The following is a 20,287-nucleotide window of genomic DNA, read 5'->3' as shown; positions in this document are numbered from 1 at the left end:
CGAGCGAAAGGTTGGCGTACCGGACGGTGATTTGTCACGGCGGACGACTTCGTGACCTGACGATGACTGAACCGAGATCAAGTCGTGTCCGTCCCGCCGGGTCGGCGGGGGTGGGGATATGCGCCGAGGAGACCCAGCGATGCCGATGCCACGTCACGTCACACGACAAGGCCGTGGTGGCGGCTCCCCGGGTTGTCGTACCCGTCGGAGCCGCCACCACGGCCGTTTGTCCGGCCTCGCGCCGGTCAGACGATCGGTGGGTGCCCGCCGTCGCCGTCCACCACCTCGTCCGGCTTGCCGTCCTCGTCGGCGTCGACCATCGTGATGTCGACCTTGCCATCACCGTCGGTGTCGAACTGGAAGAGGTCCGGCTTGCCGTCGCCGTCGGTGTCGACCACCCAGACGTCGGTCTTGCCGTCCTGGTTGGCGTCCGCCCGGAGCAGTTCGATCCGTTCGTCGCCACGGGTGTCGACGGTCTCCTGCGTCTCACTCATCTGATGCCCTTCCCGTCAGCTCGAAGTTCTGGCCACGCCGGAACCCTCGGTCCGCGTGCTGCCCCGAACACCCACGAGAACCTCCCCGACACGACTACCGCACTGTGTCACCTCGCACTACCCCCGTGGGGCCCGGAGCATGCCGACGGGCGCGGTACTCCGCCAGCCGGACGGCGGCCCGGCGCGATCAGTTCGTGACGTACGGGTTGGTCTGCCGGTCCTGGTAGTTGACCTGGTCGACGGTGCCGTCACCATCGGTGTCCAGCATCAGCCGGTCGGCCTGGCCGTCGGAGTCGGAGTCGACCCGGATCTCGTCCGGCCGCCCGTCGAAGTTGCTGTCGGTCATCCAGGTGTCCGGCCGGCCGTCGAAGTCGGTGTCCGCGACCACCTGGTCCACCACACCGTCCCGGTTCGTGTCGGTGACCACCGAGTCGATCCGGCCGTCCCCGTCGTTGTCCTCCAGCACCTGGTCGACCCGACCGTCCAGGTCGGAGTCCCGCTCGACGGTGTCCAGCCGACCGTCCCAGTCGGTGTCCTGGTAGCGCACGTCGGCCGCCTGGTCGCCGTTGACGTCGAACTCGAGCAGTTCGGCGTAACCGTCGCCGTCCAGGTCGGTGGCGATCTCGGTGACGCCGCTCGCGTAGTGCGTGACGACGGAGGTGACCGCCGGAGGCTCGTCGCCGCCCTCCAGCAGGTCGGACGGCAGCGGGTCCGAGGAGAGCGGATCCGAGACGAGGTCCACCGCCGGCCCGAGACCCTGCTGGTCGTCGACGCCGGGCAGTTCGTGCTCCGGAAGAGCATCCTCCAGCACGCTGGGGTCGCCGTCGTAGCTCATGTCGTACCTCCCCGGTCTCCGGGTGCCTGACGGGACCGTCAGGCACCGAGGTAACGCTAGGGCGACGAGCCCGCCCGGCGACTCCCGGAAGTGTGCCACTCCGGCGGCGGGGCCACTACTGCTGCTGCTGGATGCTCACCCCGGCTGCGGCGAGCGCCTCGATGACCCGCGCCGACTCGCCGTACCCGACCACCAGGATCGCGTCGGGGGCGAACTCCTTGATCTCCTGGGCGCCCTTGGTGAAGTCCACCGGTGGCGCGTCGGGCCCGTCCTTCACCTCGTAGTTGAACAGCCGTACCTGGTCCGAGCCGTGTCCGGCCCGCTCCAGTTCGGCGCGGACGTTGCCCTGGAGACCCTCGCCGTACGAGTCCTGCCGGGCGACCAGCGCGATCCGGTTCGGCCCGTCCCGCAGGATCATGTCGGCGAGCGCCCGCCCCTGGAGGATGTCCGACGGGGCGGTACGGAAGTAGAGCCCCTTGTCGTCCACGGTGCTCAGCCCAGCGTCGGTGTTGCTCGGCGAGAAGAGCACCAGCCCGGCCGCCACGACGTCCGGCAGTACCGCCCGGGAGATGCCGGAGCCACCGGCGCCGATGATGACGTGCACCCCGGCGCGTACGTGCTGCGCCACAGTAGCCTTCGCGGTGTTCGGATTGGTGCCGTCGTCGCCGTCGACCCAGACCACCGGCTTGCCGAGTACGCCGTCGGCGGCGTTGACCTCGTCGATCGCCAGCAGCGCGGCCGCCGCCATCGGCGGGTACGCCAGCGCCAGGTCACCGGTGCGCGGCAGCAGCCCGCCGAGCTTCAACGGTGCGCCGCTGCGCTCCTCGAGCGCCTTGGTCTGCTTCTTGCCGGCCGGCGGCTGCTTGACGCTGGCCGTGGACTCGTCACCGGCGCCGAGGAACTCGGTCTTGCCGTTGTCGAGCTGGTCGTCGCTGCCGAAGTGCAGGGTGGCGTAGCTGGCCGTGGAGGGCTCGCCGACGTCGGTGAAGCCGCCCCGTTTCAGCGAGACGCCCCGGTAGGCGACGTCGGTGCCCTGCCGGGCGAGTTGCAGGCAGGCCGCGATCGAGTCACAGCGCTCGCCGCCGGTGGTGACCCCGACGATCTGCTTGGCGATCTCGGCCGGATCGGTGGTGCCGGCGAGCTGCGCAGCGATCGCGCTGATCGCGACGGCGTCGTACGACTCGGCGGCGTAGAGGAAGTCGGAGAGCTTCGGGTCCTTCCGTAACAGCCGGTTCTTGAAGTCGTCGGAGAGTGGGGTGAGTGGCGTTGTGCCCTTCATGCCCTTGATCAGGCCGGTCTGCTGTTTGAACTCCGCCTTGAAGGAGTTCTGCATGTTGCCGTCCGTGCCGTACAGGCGAACCTGGGTCGGCCCGGTCTGCTCGGCCTGCCCGGCTTCGCCGTCGCCGTCCGAACCGCAGCCAGCAAGCAGCAGTGCCGCACAGGCCGCGGCGGACAGAGCGGCGCGGCGGGTGCCGCGGAATACGAGCATGGGGGTGTCCTTCCTCCCCGGAGATCCGTTGCGCAGATTAGCGCGCCTGCTTCCGGCGCGCTCCCGCGGTCGACCGCCAATTGTTGATCGAGGTGCATTATCGTCCTGAATAGGGCGCCTTCATGCCGTTTGTCGGACGCTGCTTGACCTGGCGGCATACCCTTCCGCACGTGACGGACGTTCCGCAGGAGACGCTGGATGACGCCACCGCGGTGCTCACCTCCGCGCTGGCCGGCGACAGCGACGGCGTGGTCGGCACGTTCGACGCGGTGGTCGACCGGTCCGGTGTCGCCGGCGCCTACGAGGTGGCCTGGTGCCTCGCCGCCACCATGGTCGGCGACGGTGTGCCCCGGGGCGCGTGGACGCTCGACTTCCCCGGCATCGACGAGGCAGGTTACGACGCGCGCTGGGTGGCCCGGTTCGTCAGCGCCTACGCGAACGCCGACGGCGACACCGGCGCCGCGCTCTTCGGCGCCGCGCTCGCCGACGGGCAGCTGCCGGAATGCCTGCTCACCCTCGCCGGATCGGCCGTCGCGACACTGCGGCACCGGGCCGGATGAAGTCTCCATCGACATCCATCTTTGCATGATCCTCGGTCGGCTCGCCCAGGGGGCACCCGCCCGGCTGGTGTGATAGCTCTGTTGCATGTCCGACGCGATGCTCAGCAAGGTCCGCAAGTTGCTGGCCAAGGCGGAGGACCCGGCCTGCACGCCGGCCGAGGCCGAGGCGTTCAACGCCAAGGCGACCGAACTCATCGCGCGGTACGGGGTGGACCGGGCCCTGCTCGCCGCCCGCGACCCGGGTACCGACCCGGTCGGTGACCGGGTCGTCGACATCCCCGCCCCGTACGCCCTGGACAAGGTGGGACTGCTGGCCGGGATCGCCGATGCGCTGCGGTGCCGTTCGGTACGCCGACGCGGCGAGAGCGGGTTCGTCATGCACCTGTTCGGCTTCGCCAGCGACCTCGAACGGGTGGAGGTGCTCTTCACCTCGCTGCTGGTGCAGGCCGCACACGGCATCTCGGTCGCACCGGTACCCCCGGGGGACCATCCGGCCGCCTTCCGCCGGTCCTGGCTGGCCGGCTTCGCCTCGGCGGTCGCCGGGAGGCTGCGCCGGGCCGAGGCGGCCGCCGCCTCGACGGCCCCGTCCGGCACACCCTCGATGGCACTGGTCCTCGCCGACCGTTCGAACCGGGTCGAGCGGCGTCTCGCCGAGGCATACCCGCGACTGCGTACCGCCGCACCCCGCCGGCTGCTCGGCGGCGGCCTGGAGCAGGGGGCGGTGGCGGGCCGCCGGGCCGACCTCGGCGGCACCGGCCTCAACCCCGGCCGCTCCACCCCACTCTCGTCCGCCTGACCGTTCCGACCCCTCCCGGACGCCGGAAAGTGTCGGCGGGGCGTCGACGGAGGTGAGAGGGTGAGGGCGGGCGGCCACGGGGGCCGCGAAACCCCGCTGCCCTGACCCTCGCCGCCTCCGGCTCGGCGACCCGGTCGGGGCGCGGCGGCAGAGGGCAGCCATGACCAGGATCGGCGTCGTGCAGTGGCTGCGTCGGCGGGACCCGGATCACCGGGTACTCCGCCGGGGCGTCCGGCTCGCACTGGTCGCCGCCGCCGGACTCTTCGGCGGCACGTACGGCCTGGGCAACCCGCTGCTCGGGCTCTACACCCTCTTCGGTGCCATTGCGATGGGCTTCATCTCGCAGGTGCCCGGCGGCCCCACCCAGCGGGCCCGTACCCTGCTCGCCGCGCTGCCGTTCGCCTGGCTCCTGGTCACCGTCGGGACCTTCCTCGCCGTCAACACCCCGATCGCGGCAGCCGGCATGCTGGTGGTGGGATTCGTCGTCCCGTTCGCCGGGGTGGGCGGGCCACGGATCCTCGGCCTCGCCACCGGGTTGCAACTCTTCTACATCGCGGCGTCGTTTCCGCCGTACCAGCCGGGGACCCTGCCGTCCCGGCTCGGCGGGGTGACGCTCGGGGTGGTACTCCTGGTCACCGCCGAACTGGTGCTCTGGCCTGATCCGACCCCGCCCGGCTACCGGCAGCGCCTCGGCGAGGCGGCCCGTTCGGTGTACCGCTGCCTCGACCTGCTGGCCGGGCTGCCCGCCGGGGTGCCGGTCGACCGCGCCGAGATCTGCCGGCGACAGCAGGAGTCGGAACGGGCGTTGGACGAGGTGTGGCTGGCCCGGATCCCGCCGACCCAACGGCCGGCCTCGGCCGGGCGGCGCGACCGGGCGCTGCGGCACGGCGACCGGGTGCTGCGCCAACTCGTGCACCACGTGGACCTGATCGCCGAGGAACTCGGCGACCTCCGCGACGACGAACTGGCCCGGCTGCTGCGGCTGTCGGCGGAGGTGCTGCACGCCGCCGCCCGGACGCTGTGCGGCGGGGCGGGCGTGGTCGAGATCACCCGGTTGACCGAACTGGAGGCCCGGGTCAGGGACCTCTACGACCGGCCGCCACCCGTACCGGGGCCGCCGGCCGGCGCCGCCAGCCCGGCGCAACTGCGCAGGGAGGCGGTGAGCCTGCGGGTCGCCAACGAGGTCTACTCGTTCGGCGTCGCGGCCCGGATCGCCGTCGGGTTGCGCCCGCCGGCCCGGTCGCCCGGCGGCCCGGGCATGGACGATTTCTGGTACGCCCACCGCTCGCCGTTCGCGCTCTACTGGCAGCAGTTCCGGTTCCACCTGACCACCCGCTCGGTCTACCTGCAGGGGGCGGTACGCGTCTCCCTGGCCCTGGCCACCGCCCGGGTGGTCGCCGGCTTCCTGCACCTCAACCACGGGTTCTGGGTACTGCTGGCGATCCTCACCCTGATGCGGACCTCGGCCGTGGACACCCGCAGCGCGCTGCGCCCGGTGCTGCTGGGTACCCTGCTCGGCGCCGCTGTCGGCACCCTGCTGCTGTACGTCGCGGGCGAGGTCCCGGAGTTGCTGCTGGCGGCACTGCCACTGGCCATGGTGCTGACCTTCACGATCGGGCCACTGCTGCCGCAGCTCTGGGGGCAGGCGCTGTTCACCGTGCTGTTCGTGATGGTCTTCGCCCAGGCCGGCCCGGCGAACCTGCAGATCGCCGGGGCGCGGCTGCTGGACGTCACGATCGGTGCCGTGGTCGGGGTGCTCGCCGGTCTGCTGCTCTGGCCGAAGGGCGGCGGTGGGGAACTGCTCCGCTCCATCGCCCGCTATCTGGCGGTCAGCGCCGCCGCGGCCGAGGAGGTCACCCGGACCCTGGCCGGCCGGCCGTCCCGGCAGGACGCGCTCGGTGCGGCCCGGCAGGCGTGGATCCTCGCCGAGGCGTCGTTCCTGCAGTACCAGTTGGAACGGGACGACCCCCGGCTGCCGCGACTCAACTGGCAGGCCGCACTCGCCGCCGGCCAGCACCTGCACCTCGGCGCGGTGTACCGGCTGCGTCGGGGCGCGCACGCCCGGCTGACCTGGGTGGCGGACGGCGCCGGGCCGCTCGACGATCTCGCCGGCCAGCTCCGGCGCGGCTACTCCGACCTGGCCGAGCAGTTGGCCGAGGGCCGGCTGCGCCGCCGGGTCAGTCCGCCGTCGCCGCCTGAGGACTTCGACGACCGGGTACGCAGTGTGCTGGCGGCGGGGGAGTCCCGGGCCGCCGCACTCAACCTGGTGGACGTGGAAACCTGGCTGACCGGCGCCGGAACCTATCTGGAGCGGATCCAGTCGACCGGGATGACGCCGAAGACCGAGGCGATGACGCCGAAGGCCGGGGTGACGCCGGAGTCGGATCGACGGCGATCGGGGTGAGCGGCAGCCCGGCGTACCACCGGGGTATCAGTCCTGGCCGGCGGAGTTCTCGACCGCGCTCGCGTACCGGGAGAGCAGCTCGTGCCAGCCCGCGGTGAGCGCATCGCGGTAACCCTCGGCGGCCTCGCCGTGCCGGTCGAAGTCCCGGTGCTCCACCTCGACCAGGGTGCTCCCGTCAGCCTGCGGCGCGAACCGCACCTCCACCACGCTGGCCTGGTCCGGGTCCGGCACCGGGGCGCGGTCCGGCCCGATCTGCCAGTTGAAGACCAGGCGGCGCGGCGGCTGCCAGTCCAGCACCCGGCCCCAGTCGGCGCGGAACCCGTGCGGACCGATCTCGTACAGCATGCCGCCGCTGCCGGGCTCGATGCCGAGCTTGGCCAGTTTCTGCGGACCGGACCAGGTGTATTCCTTTACCCACCAGTCGGCCAGACCCTCGGTGAAGGCAGCGAAGGCCCGGTCTGCCGGGCCCGGAACACGGAGGCTGCTGCGCACGGAGTAGGCGCCTGTGTCCTGCTGGATGTCGGAGGCGTTCGTAGTCTCCTGTCCCATACGCCGGGACCATACCGGCTGCTGTTGAGCTGTGCAGCTTTGCATCGGCGGGCGGTCGTTCCCTGCGCCGAGCGGTAGATCATCAGTGGCCGTCGAGTTCGGTTGATTTGCGCTCGCAAAGACGCCGCGGACGCCGACTCCCCGCCAGTCGCCACGGATGCCGACTCCCGCCGTGCCGGTGGGCGCGGATGCGGAGTCCTGGCACTAGCATCGACCGGGAACGCTGTCTGCGCGGGCCGACCCGGCCACGCCGGGCGACGGCGGTGCGGGGAGGAGTTCCAGATGTCCGACGATTCCACCGTGGCTCGCACCGACTGGCGTGGACCACGCCGTCGCCTGTTCGTGATCGCGTCGTCATACCTGTTGGCGGTGCTGGTGTCGGCCCTGGTCGCCCGCGCGGGCCTGACGGCGGGCCGCTCCGGCGCCGACCCGATCGGGCTGCCCTGGGCGGTCGTCGGGCTGGCCGGCATGCTCGGTGCCGGCACCATCGCCGGTGCCGCCTGGTACGCCCGCCGTGGCCTCGGTACCGGGTCCACCGAACCGGCCCGGCTGGCTCGGGCGGTGCTGCTGGCCCGGGCCGGCCGGATCGGGATGCTGCTGTTCGCGGCCGTCGCGGCGGTACTCGGAATCGTGCTGGCGCCGGACGGTGCCGAGCGCGGCTTCGTCATCGTGGCCAGTACCGGTCTCGCCGCCCTGCTCGCGCTCTTCGCCCTGTTCGCCAACGACCTCAGCCGACTCCGCAAGCGCACCGCCCCGCCTCCGGCGACCGGCCCGGTCAGCAGGTAGCGTCCGGCCTGCCCTGGCCGGCCGAACGCTACGCGATCAACGGGTACCCCGTCGGGGATGGGGGGTACGCAAAATAGAGCGGTCCCGTCCGGCGTTGCCGCTGGGGGGACCGCTCTGATAGCCCGGCGAAAGGCTATGTGGCCAGGGGCGGGGTCGAACCGCCGACCTTCCGATTTTCAGTCGGACGCTCGTACCAACTGAGCTACCTGGCCGGGTTACTCGGCACATGTTATCGGTTCGGCCTACCCGCTGCCGTCCCGATCATCCGGGCCGAAACGCAGACCGCCGCGCGTTGGTACGCGCGGCGAGCGGCGCTGGCGGTCCTGACGGGACTTGAACCCGCGACCTCCGCCTTGACAGGGCGGCGAGCACTCCAACTGCTCCACAGGACCTTGCTCTTACTGCTGTCCCCGGCCGGAGCCGGGGTCGTGCCCCCAACGGGATTCGAACCCGTGCTACCGCCTTGAAAGGGCGGCGTCCTGGGCCGCTAGACGATGAGGGCGGCCCCGCCATCATTGCACATGACAACTTCAGCGGCTGTGCTCCCATCCGGCCCCGCCGGAGGCTCCGAAAGCATACGTGATGGCCAGCCGCCCGACCAAACCGGTATTGCCATCCGGACAAAAGCCCCCAAAAGCGCTTCACCTCAGCCTGGTTATCCCGTACTTCCGCTTCAGTGAGCTGATCACCTCGGGACAGGCGCCGAGAGTGCGACTTCGATCACCACCACCGTCGTGCAGCAGCACGATCGAGCCCGGCCGGGACTGGGCGGCCACCCGTCGGCTGATCTCCGCGCTGCTGGTGTCGTCCCAGTCCACCGGGTCGACGTCCCAGTGCAGCGGTTTCATGCCGAGGTCCCGGGAGACCGCTACCACGGCCGGGGTCCACTTGCCGCCGGGTTGCCGGTAGTGCCGCACCTTGGCCCCCGGTACCGCCCGCTGGATCTCCTGGTTGGTCCGGCGCAGGTCGGCCCGGATCTGCGCCGCGTTGCGGGTACCCAGCTTCAGGTCGTGCTGCCAACTGTGGTTGCAGAGCGTGTGACCCTCGCGCACGATCCGCCGTACCAGCGCCGGGTACTTGCGGACCTTCACCCCCACCACGCAGAAGGTGGCCCGGACCCCGGCCCGGCGGAGCTGGTCGAGCACCTTCGGCGTCCACTGTGGATGTGGACCGTCGTCGAAGGTCAGCGCAACTCCGCGTACCCCGGTCAGCCGTTGGGTGTTCAGCGGGCCGACGGTGCCCCGAGGGGCCGGCTTCTTCCGGCTCGGCTTGGCCGGCGACTGGGTCGGTGCGGGGGTCGCCGTCGCGGTCACCTGGGGAATCGGCGGATAGGGCAGCGGTGACCTGGCCGGCGCCGGTTGCTGGTTGGCGCACGCGGTGGACAGCAGCACCAGCAGGACGAGGACGGCGGCGAGCGCCGTACGTCGGGTCATCGGGCGGCTCCCGAGGGGGTTTCGGGTTACGGCTGCCCCACGTTAGCGGAAGTGCGCACGGGGGCGATGTCCCGAATGCTCGGTAGCCGAGTCAGCGCACCGAAGATCCGGGTACGTCCCGTAGCATCGCCACCGCCTCGGCCAGCGTCGCCGGCCGGCGTACCCCGGCGGGCAGCGGCTCGGACGGCCAGCCGGGCCCGGCGGCGGCCAGCAGCGGCGGCGACCAGGGGCCGGCCCGCACCGCGTCGAGCTGGGCCGGGTCGCCGGTCGCCGCCAGGTGCGACCAGACCACCACCGCCTGCGGGGCGGTCCGCGCCACGGCCTCGACCAGGGCCGGCACCGGTACCCGCGCACCGAGCAGCCGGCAGTGCACCCCGGCCTCGGCGAGCGCGGCGGCGAGCGCCTCCAGCGGCAGGCTGTGCTGCTCCTCGTCGGCGCAGGCGAGCAGGATCCGGGGTGGCGACGCGCCGGCCGGCGGCCGGGGCACCGCCGCCAGTGCCTCCGACACGCAGCGGGACAGCAGGTGCTCCACCTCGACGAACGCCGCGCTGGCGGCGTGCCGTTCACCGATGCCCGCCAGCACCGGCCGGAGTACCCGGTCCCAGGCGGCGACGACGCCGTCGGCCTCGATCGCCGAGCTGATGCCGGCCCGCATCGCCAGCAGGTCGAGTCGCATCGCCGCCCGCGCCAGGCCCCGGGCAGCCGGCCCGGCCCGGCCCACCGCGATCACCGTGCCGCCACCGGCCCGCCCCGGCTCCGGCCCGTCCCGGTCCGGCTCCTTCGCGGGTACGCCGCCCCGGCGCGCCCAGTGCGCCGCCTCGGCCGGAGGAATCCCCTCGGCGGTCAGTCGCCGCATCACGTCCAGCCGGTCGAGGTCCTCGACGCTGTACCGCCGGTGCTGACCCGGCATGTGCCGGCTCGGACCCAGCCCGTACCGCCGGTGCCAGCTCCGCAGCGTGGTGACGGCGATGCCGAGCCGCCGTGCGACAGCACCGGCGCTCAGGGCGTCATCGGCCACCCGACCGCTCCGCCGGGTTCTCCTCCTGACCCGTGGGGGCCGTGACCTGCTCCCACCGGCCGCGATTGCCCGACCGGCGCGGTGGCCCGGACGGCGTACCGGCGGAACCGGACGGCGTACCGGCAGAACCCGACGGCGTACCACCGGCGGAGGACGACTGGGCCGGTACGCCGGTCAGCCGGCTGAGCACCCCACCCAGCCACGGCGCGTACGCCTCCGGGTCGGCGTCGAGCCCGGCCCGCAACTCGTCGGGATGTACCCAGCGCAGCTCGGCCACCTCGTCCGGGTCGGGCAGCACCGGGCCGTCGGCGGCGAAGTCGCCCCGGAGCACGTGGTCGTACTCGTACTCGACCCGGCCGGTACCGGGGTCCTCGGCCCGGTAGAGATAGACGCCGACCTCGGTCAGCGGTACCGCCTCGATGCCGAGTTCCTCGCGCAGCCGCCGGCCGGCGGCGGTGTCGAGCGACTGGCCGGGCTCCGGATGTCCGCAGCAGGTGTTGGCCCAGCGCAGCGGGAACCGGGTCTTGGCGGCGGCCCGCCGCTGGAGCAGGATCCGGCCGGCCGGGTCGACCAGCAGTACCGAGAAGGCCCGGTGCAGCTCGCCCGGCGGCCGGTGCGCCTCGTCGACGGTACGGGCACCGAGCGGGGCGCCTGCCTCGTCGACGAGTTCCACCAGGTGCCGTTCCCGGTCGGTCGGGCGGCCCCGCTCCCCGGCGGCGGACCCGCCCTCGTCCGCCTCCTCGGGCCGGTGCGCGGGGGCACTCCGGCCCGGCGTGTCGCGGTCGGCTGTCATCGGCCATCTCCAGTCACCCGGGCGGCGGCGAGCTTCCCGGAGATCATCACCATAGGCACACCCACCCCGGGCTGTGTGCCGGAACCCACGAACACCACGTTCGACAGGCTGCGGTGCAGGTTACCGGGGCGGAACGGGCCGGTCTGCCACAGGCTGTGCGCGGCCGCGAACGGCGTACCGGCGGCCATCCCCGCGTCGGCCCAGTCGGCCGGGGTGACGATCCGGAGTACCTCGACGCTGTCGGCCAGCCCGACGTAGCCCCGGCGTTCCAGGGTGGCCAGCAGCTCGTCCGCGTACCGCCGGGGCAGGTCGCCGCGCCAGTCCAGCCCGGCGCCACGGTCGAGGTTGGGCACCGGGGCGAGCACGTAGTAGCCGTGCCGGTCGGCAGGTGCGGTCGACGGGTCGGTCCGGCTCGGGTTGGTGACCAGCAGCGACGGGTCCGACATCAGCTCGCCGCGCCGGATCACCTCGTCGAAGGTACGCCGCCAGGCCCGCCCGAAGTGGATGTTGTGGTGGGCGATGCCCCGGTAGCCCTGCCGGGCGCCGACGTGCAGTACGACGCAGGACGGCGAGTATTGCAGCCGGCGCGGCGGCGCACCGTCGGGCAGCAGGTCACGGTATGCCACCGGCAGGTCGGGGTTGAGTACCACCACGTCGGCGGGGACGAACGACCCGTCGGTGGTGCGTACCCCGGTGGCCCGGCCGGCGGAGGTCTCCACCCGCTCGACGGTGCTGCCGTACCGGATCCGCACACCGTGCTTCTCGGCGGCGCCGGCCAGGGCCCGGGAGACGGCGTGGATGCCGCCGCGCGGGAAGTAGACCCCGGCGACCGAGTCGAGGTAGGAGATCACCGTGTAGATGGCGAGCGCGTCGTGCGGGGCGAGCCCGGCGTACATCGCCTGGAAGGAGAAGATCCGCCGGGTACGTGGGTCGGCGAAGAATTGGTCGATCTTGGTTTGCAGCCGTCGGAACGCACCGGCGGCCACCAGTCGCAGCAGGTTGCCGGTGAGCAGATCGGTGGGGCGGTCCAGGTTGCGGTCGATGAAGTCGGCGCGTTCGAGCTGCCAGAGCCGGCGGGCGTAGTCGACGAACCGCAGGTAGCCGTCGGCCTCCCGGGGGCCGCAGACCCGGGCGATCTCCCCGGCCATCCCGGCCGTGTCGGTGACGACGTCCAGGGTGGACCCGTCCGGATAGTGCGCCCGGTACGCCGGTTCGAGCGGGACGAGGTCGAGCCAGTCCGTCAGCTCCTCGCCGACGGCACCGAGCGCCTCGGCGATCAGGTCGGGCATGGTCAGCACGGTCGGGCCGGTGTCGAACTCGTAGCCGTCGAGGGTGAGCCGGCCGGCGCGGCCGCCCGGCACGGCCTCGCGTTCCAGCACGGTGACCTGCCGTCCGGCCCCGGCCAGGTGCAGGGCGCAGGCGAGGCCGCCCAGCCCGGCGCCGACCACCACCACCCGGTCGGTCCGTCCACCCACGGTTCGCACCCGATCACCTCCTGGATCGACCATCATCCTTACGCCCCAGGCCGCCGAAGGCATCCTTCTTCCGTTTTTGTAGCTGAAAGATCCCTTGTTGACACCCGGGTGGGCCGCGAACCGCCCACCGGAGGGCCGGTCGAGCGTACCCTGGAGCTACGAGTTGCGTCGATTGGTGCGTCGATTCCCTGGGAGGACCGGTGGACAACAGTCTCGGCGAGTCCTATGAACGTTGCCGTGAGCTGCACAAACGGCACGGCCGGACCTACTATCTCGCGACCAGGCTGCTGCCCGCCTGGAAACGACGGCACGTGCACGCCCTCTACGGCTTCACCCGGTACGCCGACGAGATCGTGGACCGGACCGAGGAACTCCCGACCCCGGTCCGGTCCGCCCGGCTGGCCGACTGGTCGGACCGGTTCCTCGCCGGGTTGCGCGGCGAGCCGGTGAACGATCCGCTGCTGCCGGCCGTGCTGCACACCATCGCGGTCTTCGACCTCGACCGGGCGGACTTCGCGGCGTTCCTGCGCAGCATGTCGATGGACCTGACCGTGACCAGCTACCCCCGCTACACCGACCTGCTCGACTACATGGACGGCTCGGCGGCGGCGATCGGCACGATGATGCTGCCGATCCTGGGCAGCGCCGACCCGGCCGCCGCCCGGGAGCCGGCCCGGCAGCTCGGCTTCGCCTTCCAGCTCACCAACTTCATCCGGGACGTCGCCGAGGACCTGGACCGGGGCCGGGTCTACCTGCCCGCCGAGGACCTGGCGAGGTTCGGGGTCACCCCGGCCGACCTGGTCGCCGCCGCCCGACGGGGGCAGGCCACCGCGCCGATCCGGCAACTGATCGAGTACGAGGTGAGCCGCGCCCGGGAGCACTACCTCGCCGCGGCGCCCGGGGTGCCCCTGCTCGCCCCCGCCTCGCAGTCCTGCATCCGCACCGCCTACCTGCTCTACGGCGGCATCCTCGACGAGGTGGTCGCTGCCGGGTACGACGTCTTCGCCGGCCGGGCGGTGGTGCCACGCCGCCGTCGGGCCGCCGTCGCCGCCCGGGCCCTGGTGACCCGGACCGGTACTCCGGTGGTGGCCCCGGGTGCGCCCCGCCGGACCGCTCGCGGCGTGCCGGAGCGACTGGCCATCCCCTGACGGTCCCGGGAATCAGCCCTTGATGCTGCCGGTGGTGAGGCCGGACATGATGTTCCGCTGGAAGATCAGGAAGATGACCACGGTCGGTATCGCGGCGATCACCGATGCGGCGATCACGACGTTCATCGGGGTACCGCCGGCGAAGGCGTAGATGCCGACGCTCACCGTACGGGTCTCCGGTGACGGCATCACCAGCTTCGGCCAGAGGAAGTCCTTCCAGACCGCCGTCACGGCGAAGATGGAGACCACCCCGAGGATGGGGCGGGACATCGGCAGGATGATCGACCAGAGCGTGCGCAGTGGCGTCGCGCCGTCCATCATCGCCGCCGCCATCAGGTCCTCGGGGATCGAGTCGAAGAAGCGCTTCAGCAGGAAGATGTTGAAGGCGTTCGCCACCAGCGGCAGCCAGATCGCGAACGGCGAGTCGAGCAGGTTGATGTGCAGGATCGGCAGGTCGATCACGGTCACGTACTGCGGCACGATCAGGACCATCGCCGGGATCATCAGGGTCGCCAGCATCAGGCCGAGGATCGCGTTGCCGAAGACCGGCCGCAGCTTCGACAGCGAGTACGCCGCCGCGGTGTCCAGGACGAGCTGGAACAGCAGCGCCCCGGCCGCGTAGTAGAACGTGTTGAAGAGCAGCTTCGCCAGGTCCAGGTTGTGCCACGCGTCGACGTAGTTCTGCGGCTGCGGATCGCGCGGAAAGAGCGTCGGCGGGGTCTGCGCGATCTCCTGGCCGGACTTGAGCGCCCCGGTGACCATCCAGTAGAGCGGGCCGAGGAAGACCAGCGTGAAGACCACGACGACGACGGTGAGCAGCGTCCAGTAGACGATCCTGCCGCGTCCCCGGCGGAGCTGGGCGGGGGAGATGAGGGTCCGGGTGCCGGAGTCCTGTGCCATGTCTCGCCTGTCCTAGTCCTGTTTCGTGGTCAGCCGGGCGTAGACGGCGGAGAAGCCGGCCAGTCCCACGAGCATGATCACGCCGAGCGCGGCGGCGCCGTTGAGGTCGTTCTGGAAGAACCCGTGCTGGTAGATGAGGTACGCCACCGAGGTCGCCGAGTCCTCCGCGCCCGCACCGTTGGCCAGGATCAGCGGCTCGATGAAGAGCTGCATGGTGGCGACGATCTGGAGCATCGCCAGCAGCAGCAGGATCAGCCGGGTCTGCGGGATGGTCACGTTGACGATCCGCCGCCAGATCCCGGCGCCGTCCAGCTCGGCCGCCTCGTAGAGGTCGCCGGGGATGTTCTGCAACGCCGCGAGATAGATCAGCACCGCACTGCCCATGTTCATCCAGGTCGAGGCGATCACCATCGCCGGCATCGTCATCTGCGGCGACTGCATCCACTCCGAGGTCGGCAGGTGCAGCGCGGCGAGGACCGCGTTGAAGAGTCCGGCCTCGCTGGGGTCGTAGGCGTAGTACTTGAAGAGGAAGAGTGCCGAGGCCGGCGGGAGCATCACCGGCAGGTAGACCAGGATCCGCAGGTACCCCTTGGCGTGCCGGAACTCGTTGAGCAGGATCGCCACGAAGAACGGCACCGCGTACCCGACCACCAGCGCCAGCACCGTGAAGTAGAGGGTGTTCCGCCAGGCCGGCCAGAAGCTCGGGTCGTCGAGGATCCGCAGGTAGTTGTCCCAGCCCACCCAGGTCGTCTCGCCCCGCCGGGTGCGCTGGAAGCTCATCACGATGCCGCGGATCATCGGGTACCAGGAGAAGACGGCGAAGCAGACCACCGCGCCGATCAGGAACGCGTGCCCGGTGAGGTTGTCCCGGATCTTCCGGCCGAGGCCGCTGCTGGGCCGTGGCGGTGCCGGGTACGGCCGGGCGGGGCGACCCGGTCTGGTGGTACCCGGGGCAGTGGTGATCGCCAAGGCAACTCCCAAGTCGGTGACCGTACGGTGCGGCGCGAGGGTGGGGACCGGTTGCGCCGGCCCCCACCCCGGTGGGATCAGCTCTCGGCGGCCAGGAGCTGGTTCACCTTGTCCTCGGCCGTCTTGAGCAGCGCGTCGACGTTCGCGTTCGGGTTGGTCAGCACCCCGGACATCGCCGCGTCGAGCACCGCGTAGATCGCCTGGGCGTTGCGCGGTTCCCCCTTGATCGGGACCGGGGCGGCCTCGAAGAGCGCGAAGTTGGCGGTGTCGAGGTTGGCGTTCGCCTTGCGCAGTTCGAGTTCCTGCTTCTGCGCCTCGCTGCCGTTGCTGAAGAGCAGCGGCTGCGGCAGCCCGACCGGGTAGTTCTGCGGCTTGGCGCGTACGTAGTCGAACTGGCCCTTGCCCGGGGTCAGCTTCTGGTACGCGATCCACTTCAGACCGGCCTTCACCTGCTCCGGGGTGAGGCCCTTCTTGAAGAAGTAGCCCTCGCCGCCGCCGAGCGTCCCCTTGGCGGCGCCATCCTGGCCGGGCATCGGCGCCATCGCCCAGTCCTGGAACTTCCCCTGGAACTGGCTGACGATCGCCTGGGTGGAGTCGGGTGCGCCGATGAACATGCCGACCTTGCCGGCGGCGGCGTTGGTAAGCAGGTCACCCCACTGGAGCAGTTGGCGGGCGCCCATGCTGTTGTCGCCGTACCGCATGTCCTTGAGGTTCTGCAGGACCTGCCGGCCCATCGGGTTGTTGAAGTCGGCCTTCTTGCCGTCCGGGGTGAGGACCTGGCCGCCCTGCGAGTAGAGCAGCGCGGTGAAGTGCCAGCCGCCGGTGTTGCCGGCGCTGTATTCGGAGTACCCGGCGATGCCGTTGCCGAGCGCCGCGATCTTCTTGGCGGCGGCCCGGACGTCGGCCCAGGTCTTCGGCGGGTTGTTCACGTCCAGCCCGGCCTGCTGGAAGAGCGCCTTGTTGTAGACCAGCCCCATCGAGTAGTTCTTCACCGGTACGGCGTAGAGCTTGCCGCCGTCGGTGAAGACCTCCTTGAGTGCCGGGTCGACGCTGTCCCAGGTCGGTACGGTCTCCTTGTTGGCGTACTCGTTGATGTCCATCGCCTGACCGGAGTCCAGCACCTGCTGCAGGTCGGTCATGTACCCGTAGAAGACGTCGGTCACGGTGCCGCCGGCGAGCCGGGCGGTGAAGTCCGGCGGGTTGTTGCACTGCTCGCCGACGCTCACGCTCTTGATGACGATGTCGGGGTTCTGCCGCTGGAACTCGGCGACGTCGGCGTTCCAGTTCTGCAGCAGCTCCTTCTGGGAGCCGACCGGCTGGCAGTCGACGGTGATGGTGACCTTGCCACCGGCGTTCGAGTCGCCGTCGTCGCTCTTGGTGGAGCATGCCGTGAGGCTGAGTCCCAGGCCGGCCACGAGCGCCAGCGCCGCGGCCTTCCGGTACTGCGGTACGGACATCTGTCCATCCCTTCGGGGTGTCTCCATGGCCTGTGCTGATCCGCGGGATCGTCACCGTGGCGGTGTCCTGAGGCTGGTCCGCATCCGCCGTGTGACCAGGCCCTGGAGCTGGGTGGCGTCGTGTGTGAGTGCGGTCACTGTAGCGAGATGAACTCATTCCAGCAAGATGGCGATCGTCTGTTGCAAAGACACGACTTGATTACGGCAGATAGTGACAACGGGTTGCTTGGGGCGTGAAGGTTGATCGGGTGACCCGGTGCTCCCGGGGTATCTCCGAGCTGCCGATCGGACGTCGGGTCGGGTGCGGGGTAAGGATCCTCGCCGAGGAGACTGTCGAGCTGCCCCGCTTGTGCAACCACCCCACGGGCTGCCCGAACCCCGGTCTCGCCCGGGCGGTCGGCCCGAGCCGCGTCGTGCCGTCGGCGACCCGGCTTCCGTGCCCCGCCTGTGCACCCAGCTCGACAGTCTCCGCGCCGACTAGCCCCGGCTCCGCTGCCGGTCACCCACGCGGTTGCCGACCAGCCTCCGCCGAGGCCACGTACCGCCCGGTCGAGGTCCCGGCCACGCAGCGGCGAGCCCGCGCAGCTCGGGCAACCGCAGGGTAAGCCCCGACCCGGGTACGCCGGGTGATCCGATCCACCTGGCCGGCCGGGGACGGATCGGGAAAGCTGGCGGTATGGCTGAACTGGAACGGAGACACGTGAGGACCGACGAGGGCGCGACCACGGACGTAACCGCGGAGGTCGACGTGGTGGTGGTCGGGCTGGGCGTGGGCGGTGAGGAGACCGCCAACCGGCTCGCCGCCGCAGGCCTCTCGGTCGTCGGCATCGAGCGCGACCTCGTCGGCGGCGAGTGTCCGTTCTGGGGCTGCGTGCCCAGCAAGATCATGATCAGGGCCGCCAACGCGCTGGCCGAGGCGCGCCGGGTCGACCATCTGGCCGGGCAGGCCCGGGTCGTGCCGGACTGGGGCATCGTGGCCAAGCGGATCCGCGAGGAGGCCACCGCCGGCTGGACCGACGACGCCGGGGTGGAGCGGTTCACCGCCAGGGGCGGCCGGTTCGTCCGGGGCTCCGGCCGGCTGGTCGGGCCCGGCCTGGTCAGGGTCGGCGACGAGACGTTCCGGGCCCGGGTCGGCGTGGTGCTGGGTACCGGCACCACCCCGGTGATCCCGCCGGTGCCCGGGCTGGCCGGCACGCCGTACTGGACCAACCGGGAGGCGATGGAGCTGGCCGAGCTGCCCGGCTCGGTGGTGATCCTCGGTGGCGGGGCGATCGGCGCCGAGGTGGCCCAGGTCCTCGCCCGGTTCGGCGTCCGGGTCGGCATGGTGGAGGCGGGCGAGCGGGTACTCGCCCAGGAGGAGCCGGAGTCGTCCGAGCGGGTCGCCGCGGCGCTGCGCGCGGACGGGGTGACCGTGCACACCGGGGCCCGGGCCGAACGGGTGGAGCACGACGACAGCGGCTTCACTGTGCACCTGGCCGACGGTGACCAGCTCCGGGGCGAGCGGCTGCTGGTGGCCACCGGCCGGCGGGCCGTACTCGACACGCTCGGCCTGGAGACCGTCGGGCTGGACCCGACGGCACGGTTCGTCGAGACGGACGACCGGATGCGGGCCGGCGACGGGATCTGGGCGGTCGGCGACCTGACCGGGCACGGCGCCTTCACCCACGTGGCGATGTACCAGGCCGGGATCGCGGTCGCCGACATCCTGGGCCGGGCCGGCGTGCACGACGGCACGACCGGCGACGGGCCGCGGGCGGACTACCGGGCACTTCCCCGGGTCACCTTCACCGATCCCGAGGTGGGCGCTGTCGGGCTGACCGAGCGGCAGGCGCGGGACCGGGGGCTCAACGTGCGGACCTCCTGCACACCGCTCGGCGAGTCCAGCCGGGGCTGGATCCACCAGGTCGGCGACGAGGGCTTCATCAAGCTGGTCGCCGACGCCGACCGGGGCGTACTGGTCGGTGCGACCTCGGCCGGGCCGGTCGGCGGCGAGGTGCTCAGCGCGCTGGCGGTGGCCGTACACGCCGAGGTGCCGGTGACGACACTGGCAGGGATGATCTACGCCTATCCGACCTTCCACCGCGCGATCGAGACAGCGGTACGCGGGCTGTTGCAGTAGGCCGGCGAACTTTGGTTCGGTTTTTTCAAGTACCTGTCGTACTATCGCGGCCGTGACCAGAAGACTCACCGAGGTGGCCCGGAAGGCCGGGGTCAGCGAGGCCACGGTGAGCCGGGTGCTCAACGGCCGGGGCGGTGTCTCCGAGAGCACCCGGGTCGCCGTGCTCACCGCCCTGGACGTGCTCGGTTACGAGCGTCCCAGCAAGCTGCGCGGCGAACGGGCCCGGTTGGTCGGGCTGGTCCTGCCGGAGTTGCAGAACCCGATCTTCCCGGCCCTGGCCGAGGTGGTCACCGGGTCACTGGCCCAGCGCGGGCTCACCCCGGCGCTCTGTGCCCGGACCATCGGCGGAATCTCCGAGATGGACTACGTGGAGATGCTGCTCGACCACCAGGTCTCCGGAGTGATCTTCGCCGGTGGCTCGTACGCGCTGGCCGACGCGCCGCACGACCACTACCGGCGGCTCACCGAGCGGGGCCTGCCGGTGGTACTGGTCAACGCCGGGGTCGACGAGCTGGGCTTCCCGTGCGTGTCGACCGACGACGCGGTGGCGGTCGAGCAGGCGTACGGGCACCTGCGGTCGCTCGGCCACGAGCGGATCGGTCTGGTGCTCGGCCCGGCCGACCACGTGCCGTCCCGCCGGAAGCTGGCCGCGATGGCGAACGTCGCCGGTTGGGCCGACGGCGAAGAGTGTGTCGAGCGGTCCAGCTTCTCCATGGAGGGTGCCCGGGTCGCGGCGAGCAAGCTGATCGAGCGCGGCGTCACCGGGATCATCTGCGCCAGCGACGTGATGGCGCTCGGCACCATCCGGGCGGCCCGCCGGCTGGGCCGGTCGGTGCCGGCCGATATCTCGGTGGTCGGCTTCGACGACTCGGCGTTGATGACCTGCACCGACCCGCCGCTGACCACTGTGCGGCAGCCGATCGAGATGATGGGCCAGGCTGCGGTGGACCTGCTGGTGAACCAGATCGAGGGAGTCGGGGTGCTCACCGACGAGCTGCTCTTCGAACCCGAACTGGTGGTACGCGGATCGACCGCCCCGGCCCCCGGCCACTGACCGCGCCG

At 71.5% G+C, this 20,287-nt stretch carries 17 protein-coding genes, 3 tRNA genes and 1 pseudogene; 7 read left to right on the top strand and 14 right to left on the bottom strand.

Annotated elements, in window-relative coordinates; genetic code table 11:
* Positions 1 to 245: 245 nt before the first annotated feature.
* The 3 genes from CLT71_RS21195 to CLT71_RS21185 form a co-directional block, all read right to left on the bottom strand.
* Positions 246 to 494, bottom strand: a complete 249-nt coding sequence (locus tag CLT71_RS21195) for a hypothetical protein (protein WP_101368640.1) — start codon at positions 492 to 494, stop codon at positions 246 to 248.
* Between the two features lie 187 nt (positions 495 to 681).
* Positions 682 to 1,329: a hypothetical protein gene (locus CLT71_RS21190; protein WP_101368639.1), complete on the bottom strand. Its 648-nt coding sequence runs from the start codon at positions 1,327 to 1,329 to the stop codon at positions 682 to 684.
* A gap of 115 nt (positions 1,330 to 1,444) precedes the next feature.
* Positions 1,445 to 2,818: an ABC transporter substrate-binding protein gene (locus CLT71_RS21185; protein ID WP_101368638.1), complete on the bottom strand. Its 1,374-nt coding sequence runs from the start codon at positions 2,816 to 2,818 to the stop codon at positions 1,445 to 1,447.
* Between the two features lie 170 nt (positions 2,819 to 2,988).
* On the opposite strand from CLT71_RS21185, the gene CLT71_RS21180 reads away from it, so the two are divergent.
* From CLT71_RS21180 to CLT71_RS21170, 3 genes are all read left to right on the top strand, one after another.
* Positions 2,989 to 3,378 carry a hypothetical protein gene (locus CLT71_RS21180; RefSeq protein WP_101368637.1) on the top strand — a complete coding sequence of 130 codons (390 nt, stop codon included), beginning with the start codon at positions 2,989 to 2,991 and terminating at the stop codon, positions 3,376 to 3,378.
* Positions 3,379 to 3,463: 85 nt separating this feature from the next.
* Complete coding sequence (locus tag CLT71_RS21175; protein WP_101368636.1) at positions 3,464 to 4,174, top strand: DUF2786 domain-containing protein; 711 nt, start codon at positions 3,464 to 3,466, stop codon at positions 4,172 to 4,174.
* 160 nt (positions 4,175 to 4,334) lie between these two features.
* Positions 4,335 to 6,578: an FUSC family protein gene (locus CLT71_RS21170; protein ID WP_101368635.1), complete on the top strand. Its 2,244-nt coding sequence runs from the start codon at positions 4,335 to 4,337 to the stop codon at positions 6,576 to 6,578.
* 27 nt (positions 6,579 to 6,605) lie between these two features.
* Here the strand turns inward: CLT71_RS21170 and CLT71_RS21165 are convergent, their stop codons facing one another.
* Complete coding sequence (locus tag CLT71_RS21165) at positions 6,606 to 7,127, bottom strand: SRPBCC family protein (RefSeq protein ID WP_101368634.1); 522 nt, start codon at positions 7,125 to 7,127, stop codon at positions 6,606 to 6,608.
* A 282-nt stretch (positions 7,128 to 7,409) separates the two neighbouring features.
* Here CLT71_RS21165 and CLT71_RS21160 point away from each other — a divergent pair, with 282 nt between their 5' ends.
* A complete protein-coding gene (locus tag CLT71_RS21160; protein ID WP_101368633.1) occupies positions 7,410 to 7,913 on the top strand; it encodes a hypothetical protein in 504 nt (167 codons plus the stop codon).
* 138 nt (positions 7,914 to 8,051) lie between these two features.
* On the opposite strand, the gene CLT71_RS21155 is transcribed toward CLT71_RS21160, so the two are convergent.
* The 7 genes and pseudogenes from CLT71_RS21155 to crtI form a co-directional block, all read right to left on the bottom strand.
* A tRNA-Phe gene (locus CLT71_RS21155) sits at positions 8,052 to 8,125 on the bottom strand.
* A 103-nt stretch (positions 8,126 to 8,228) separates the two neighbouring features.
* Positions 8,229 to 8,305 (bottom strand) — tRNA-Asp (locus tag CLT71_RS21150).
* A 37-nt stretch (positions 8,306 to 8,342) separates the two neighbouring features.
* Positions 8,343 to 8,415: transfer RNA gene (locus CLT71_RS21145), tRNA-Glu, on the bottom strand.
* Positions 8,416 to 8,554: 139 nt separating this feature from the next.
* On the bottom strand, positions 8,555 to 9,346 hold the full coding sequence (locus CLT71_RS21140) for a polysaccharide deacetylase family protein (RefSeq protein ID WP_101368632.1): 792 nt from the start codon (positions 9,344 to 9,346) through the stop codon (positions 8,555 to 8,557).
* Between the two features lie 91 nt (positions 9,347 to 9,437).
* The gene (locus CLT71_RS21135) at positions 9,438 to 10,364 is read right to left on the bottom strand and encodes a MerR family transcriptional regulator (RefSeq protein WP_101368631.1); all 927 of its coding nucleotides are present in this window, start codon (positions 10,362 to 10,364) and stop codon (positions 9,438 to 9,440) included.
* A 175-nt stretch (positions 10,365 to 10,539) separates the two neighbouring features.
* Positions 10,540 to 11,040: pseudogene (gene idi, locus CLT71_RS38140) on the bottom strand (isopentenyl-diphosphate Delta-isomerase); the annotation flags it as partial.
* A 113-nt stretch (positions 11,041 to 11,153) separates the two neighbouring features.
* Positions 11,154 to 12,641, bottom strand: a complete 1,488-nt coding sequence (gene crtI / locus CLT71_RS21125; RefSeq protein WP_199187671.1) for a phytoene desaturase family protein — start codon at positions 12,639 to 12,641, stop codon at positions 11,154 to 11,156.
* Positions 12,642 to 12,832: 191 nt separating this feature from the next.
* Between crtI and CLT71_RS21120 the strand changes: the two genes are divergently transcribed.
* Positions 12,833 to 13,780, top strand: a complete 948-nt coding sequence (locus tag CLT71_RS21120; RefSeq protein ID WP_101368628.1) for a phytoene/squalene synthase family protein — start codon at positions 12,833 to 12,835, stop codon at positions 13,778 to 13,780.
* Between the two features lie 12 nt (positions 13,781 to 13,792).
* Here CLT71_RS21120 and CLT71_RS21115 read toward each other — a convergent pair whose 3' ends face one another.
* From CLT71_RS21115 to CLT71_RS21105, 3 genes are all read right to left on the bottom strand, one after another.
* The gene (locus CLT71_RS21115) at positions 13,793 to 14,680 is read right to left on the bottom strand and encodes a carbohydrate ABC transporter permease (RefSeq protein WP_101368627.1); all 888 of its coding nucleotides are present in this window, start codon (positions 14,678 to 14,680) and stop codon (positions 13,793 to 13,795) included.
* A gap of 12 nt (positions 14,681 to 14,692) precedes the next feature.
* Positions 14,693 to 15,649, bottom strand: a complete 957-nt coding sequence (locus tag CLT71_RS21110; protein ID WP_101368626.1) for a carbohydrate ABC transporter permease — start codon at positions 15,647 to 15,649, stop codon at positions 14,693 to 14,695.
* A gap of 77 nt (positions 15,650 to 15,726) precedes the next feature.
* Positions 15,727 to 17,106, bottom strand: coding sequence for an ABC transporter substrate-binding protein (locus tag CLT71_RS21105; protein WP_101368625.1), 1,380 nt, complete (start codon positions 17,104 to 17,106; stop codon positions 15,727 to 15,729).
* A gap of 700 nt (positions 17,107 to 17,806) precedes the next feature.
* On the opposite strand from CLT71_RS21105, the gene CLT71_RS21100 reads away from it, so the two are divergent.
* Positions 17,807 to 19,225 (top strand): dihydrolipoyl dehydrogenase family protein, encoded by a 1,419-nt coding sequence (locus CLT71_RS21100; RefSeq protein ID WP_486483374.1) that lies wholly within the window; start codon positions 17,807 to 17,809, stop codon positions 19,223 to 19,225.
* A 52-nt stretch (positions 19,226 to 19,277) separates the two neighbouring features.
* Positions 19,278 to 20,279 carry a LacI family DNA-binding transcriptional regulator gene (locus tag CLT71_RS21095; RefSeq protein WP_101368623.1) on the top strand — a complete coding sequence of 334 codons (1,002 nt, stop codon included), beginning with the start codon at positions 19,278 to 19,280 and terminating at the stop codon, positions 20,277 to 20,279.
* The last annotated feature ends 8 nt before the right edge of the window (positions 20,280 to 20,287 follow it).

It is taken from the genome of Plantactinospora sp. CNZ320 (assembly GCF_002846275.1).
This window is presented reverse-complemented; position numbering and strand designations above follow the sequence as displayed.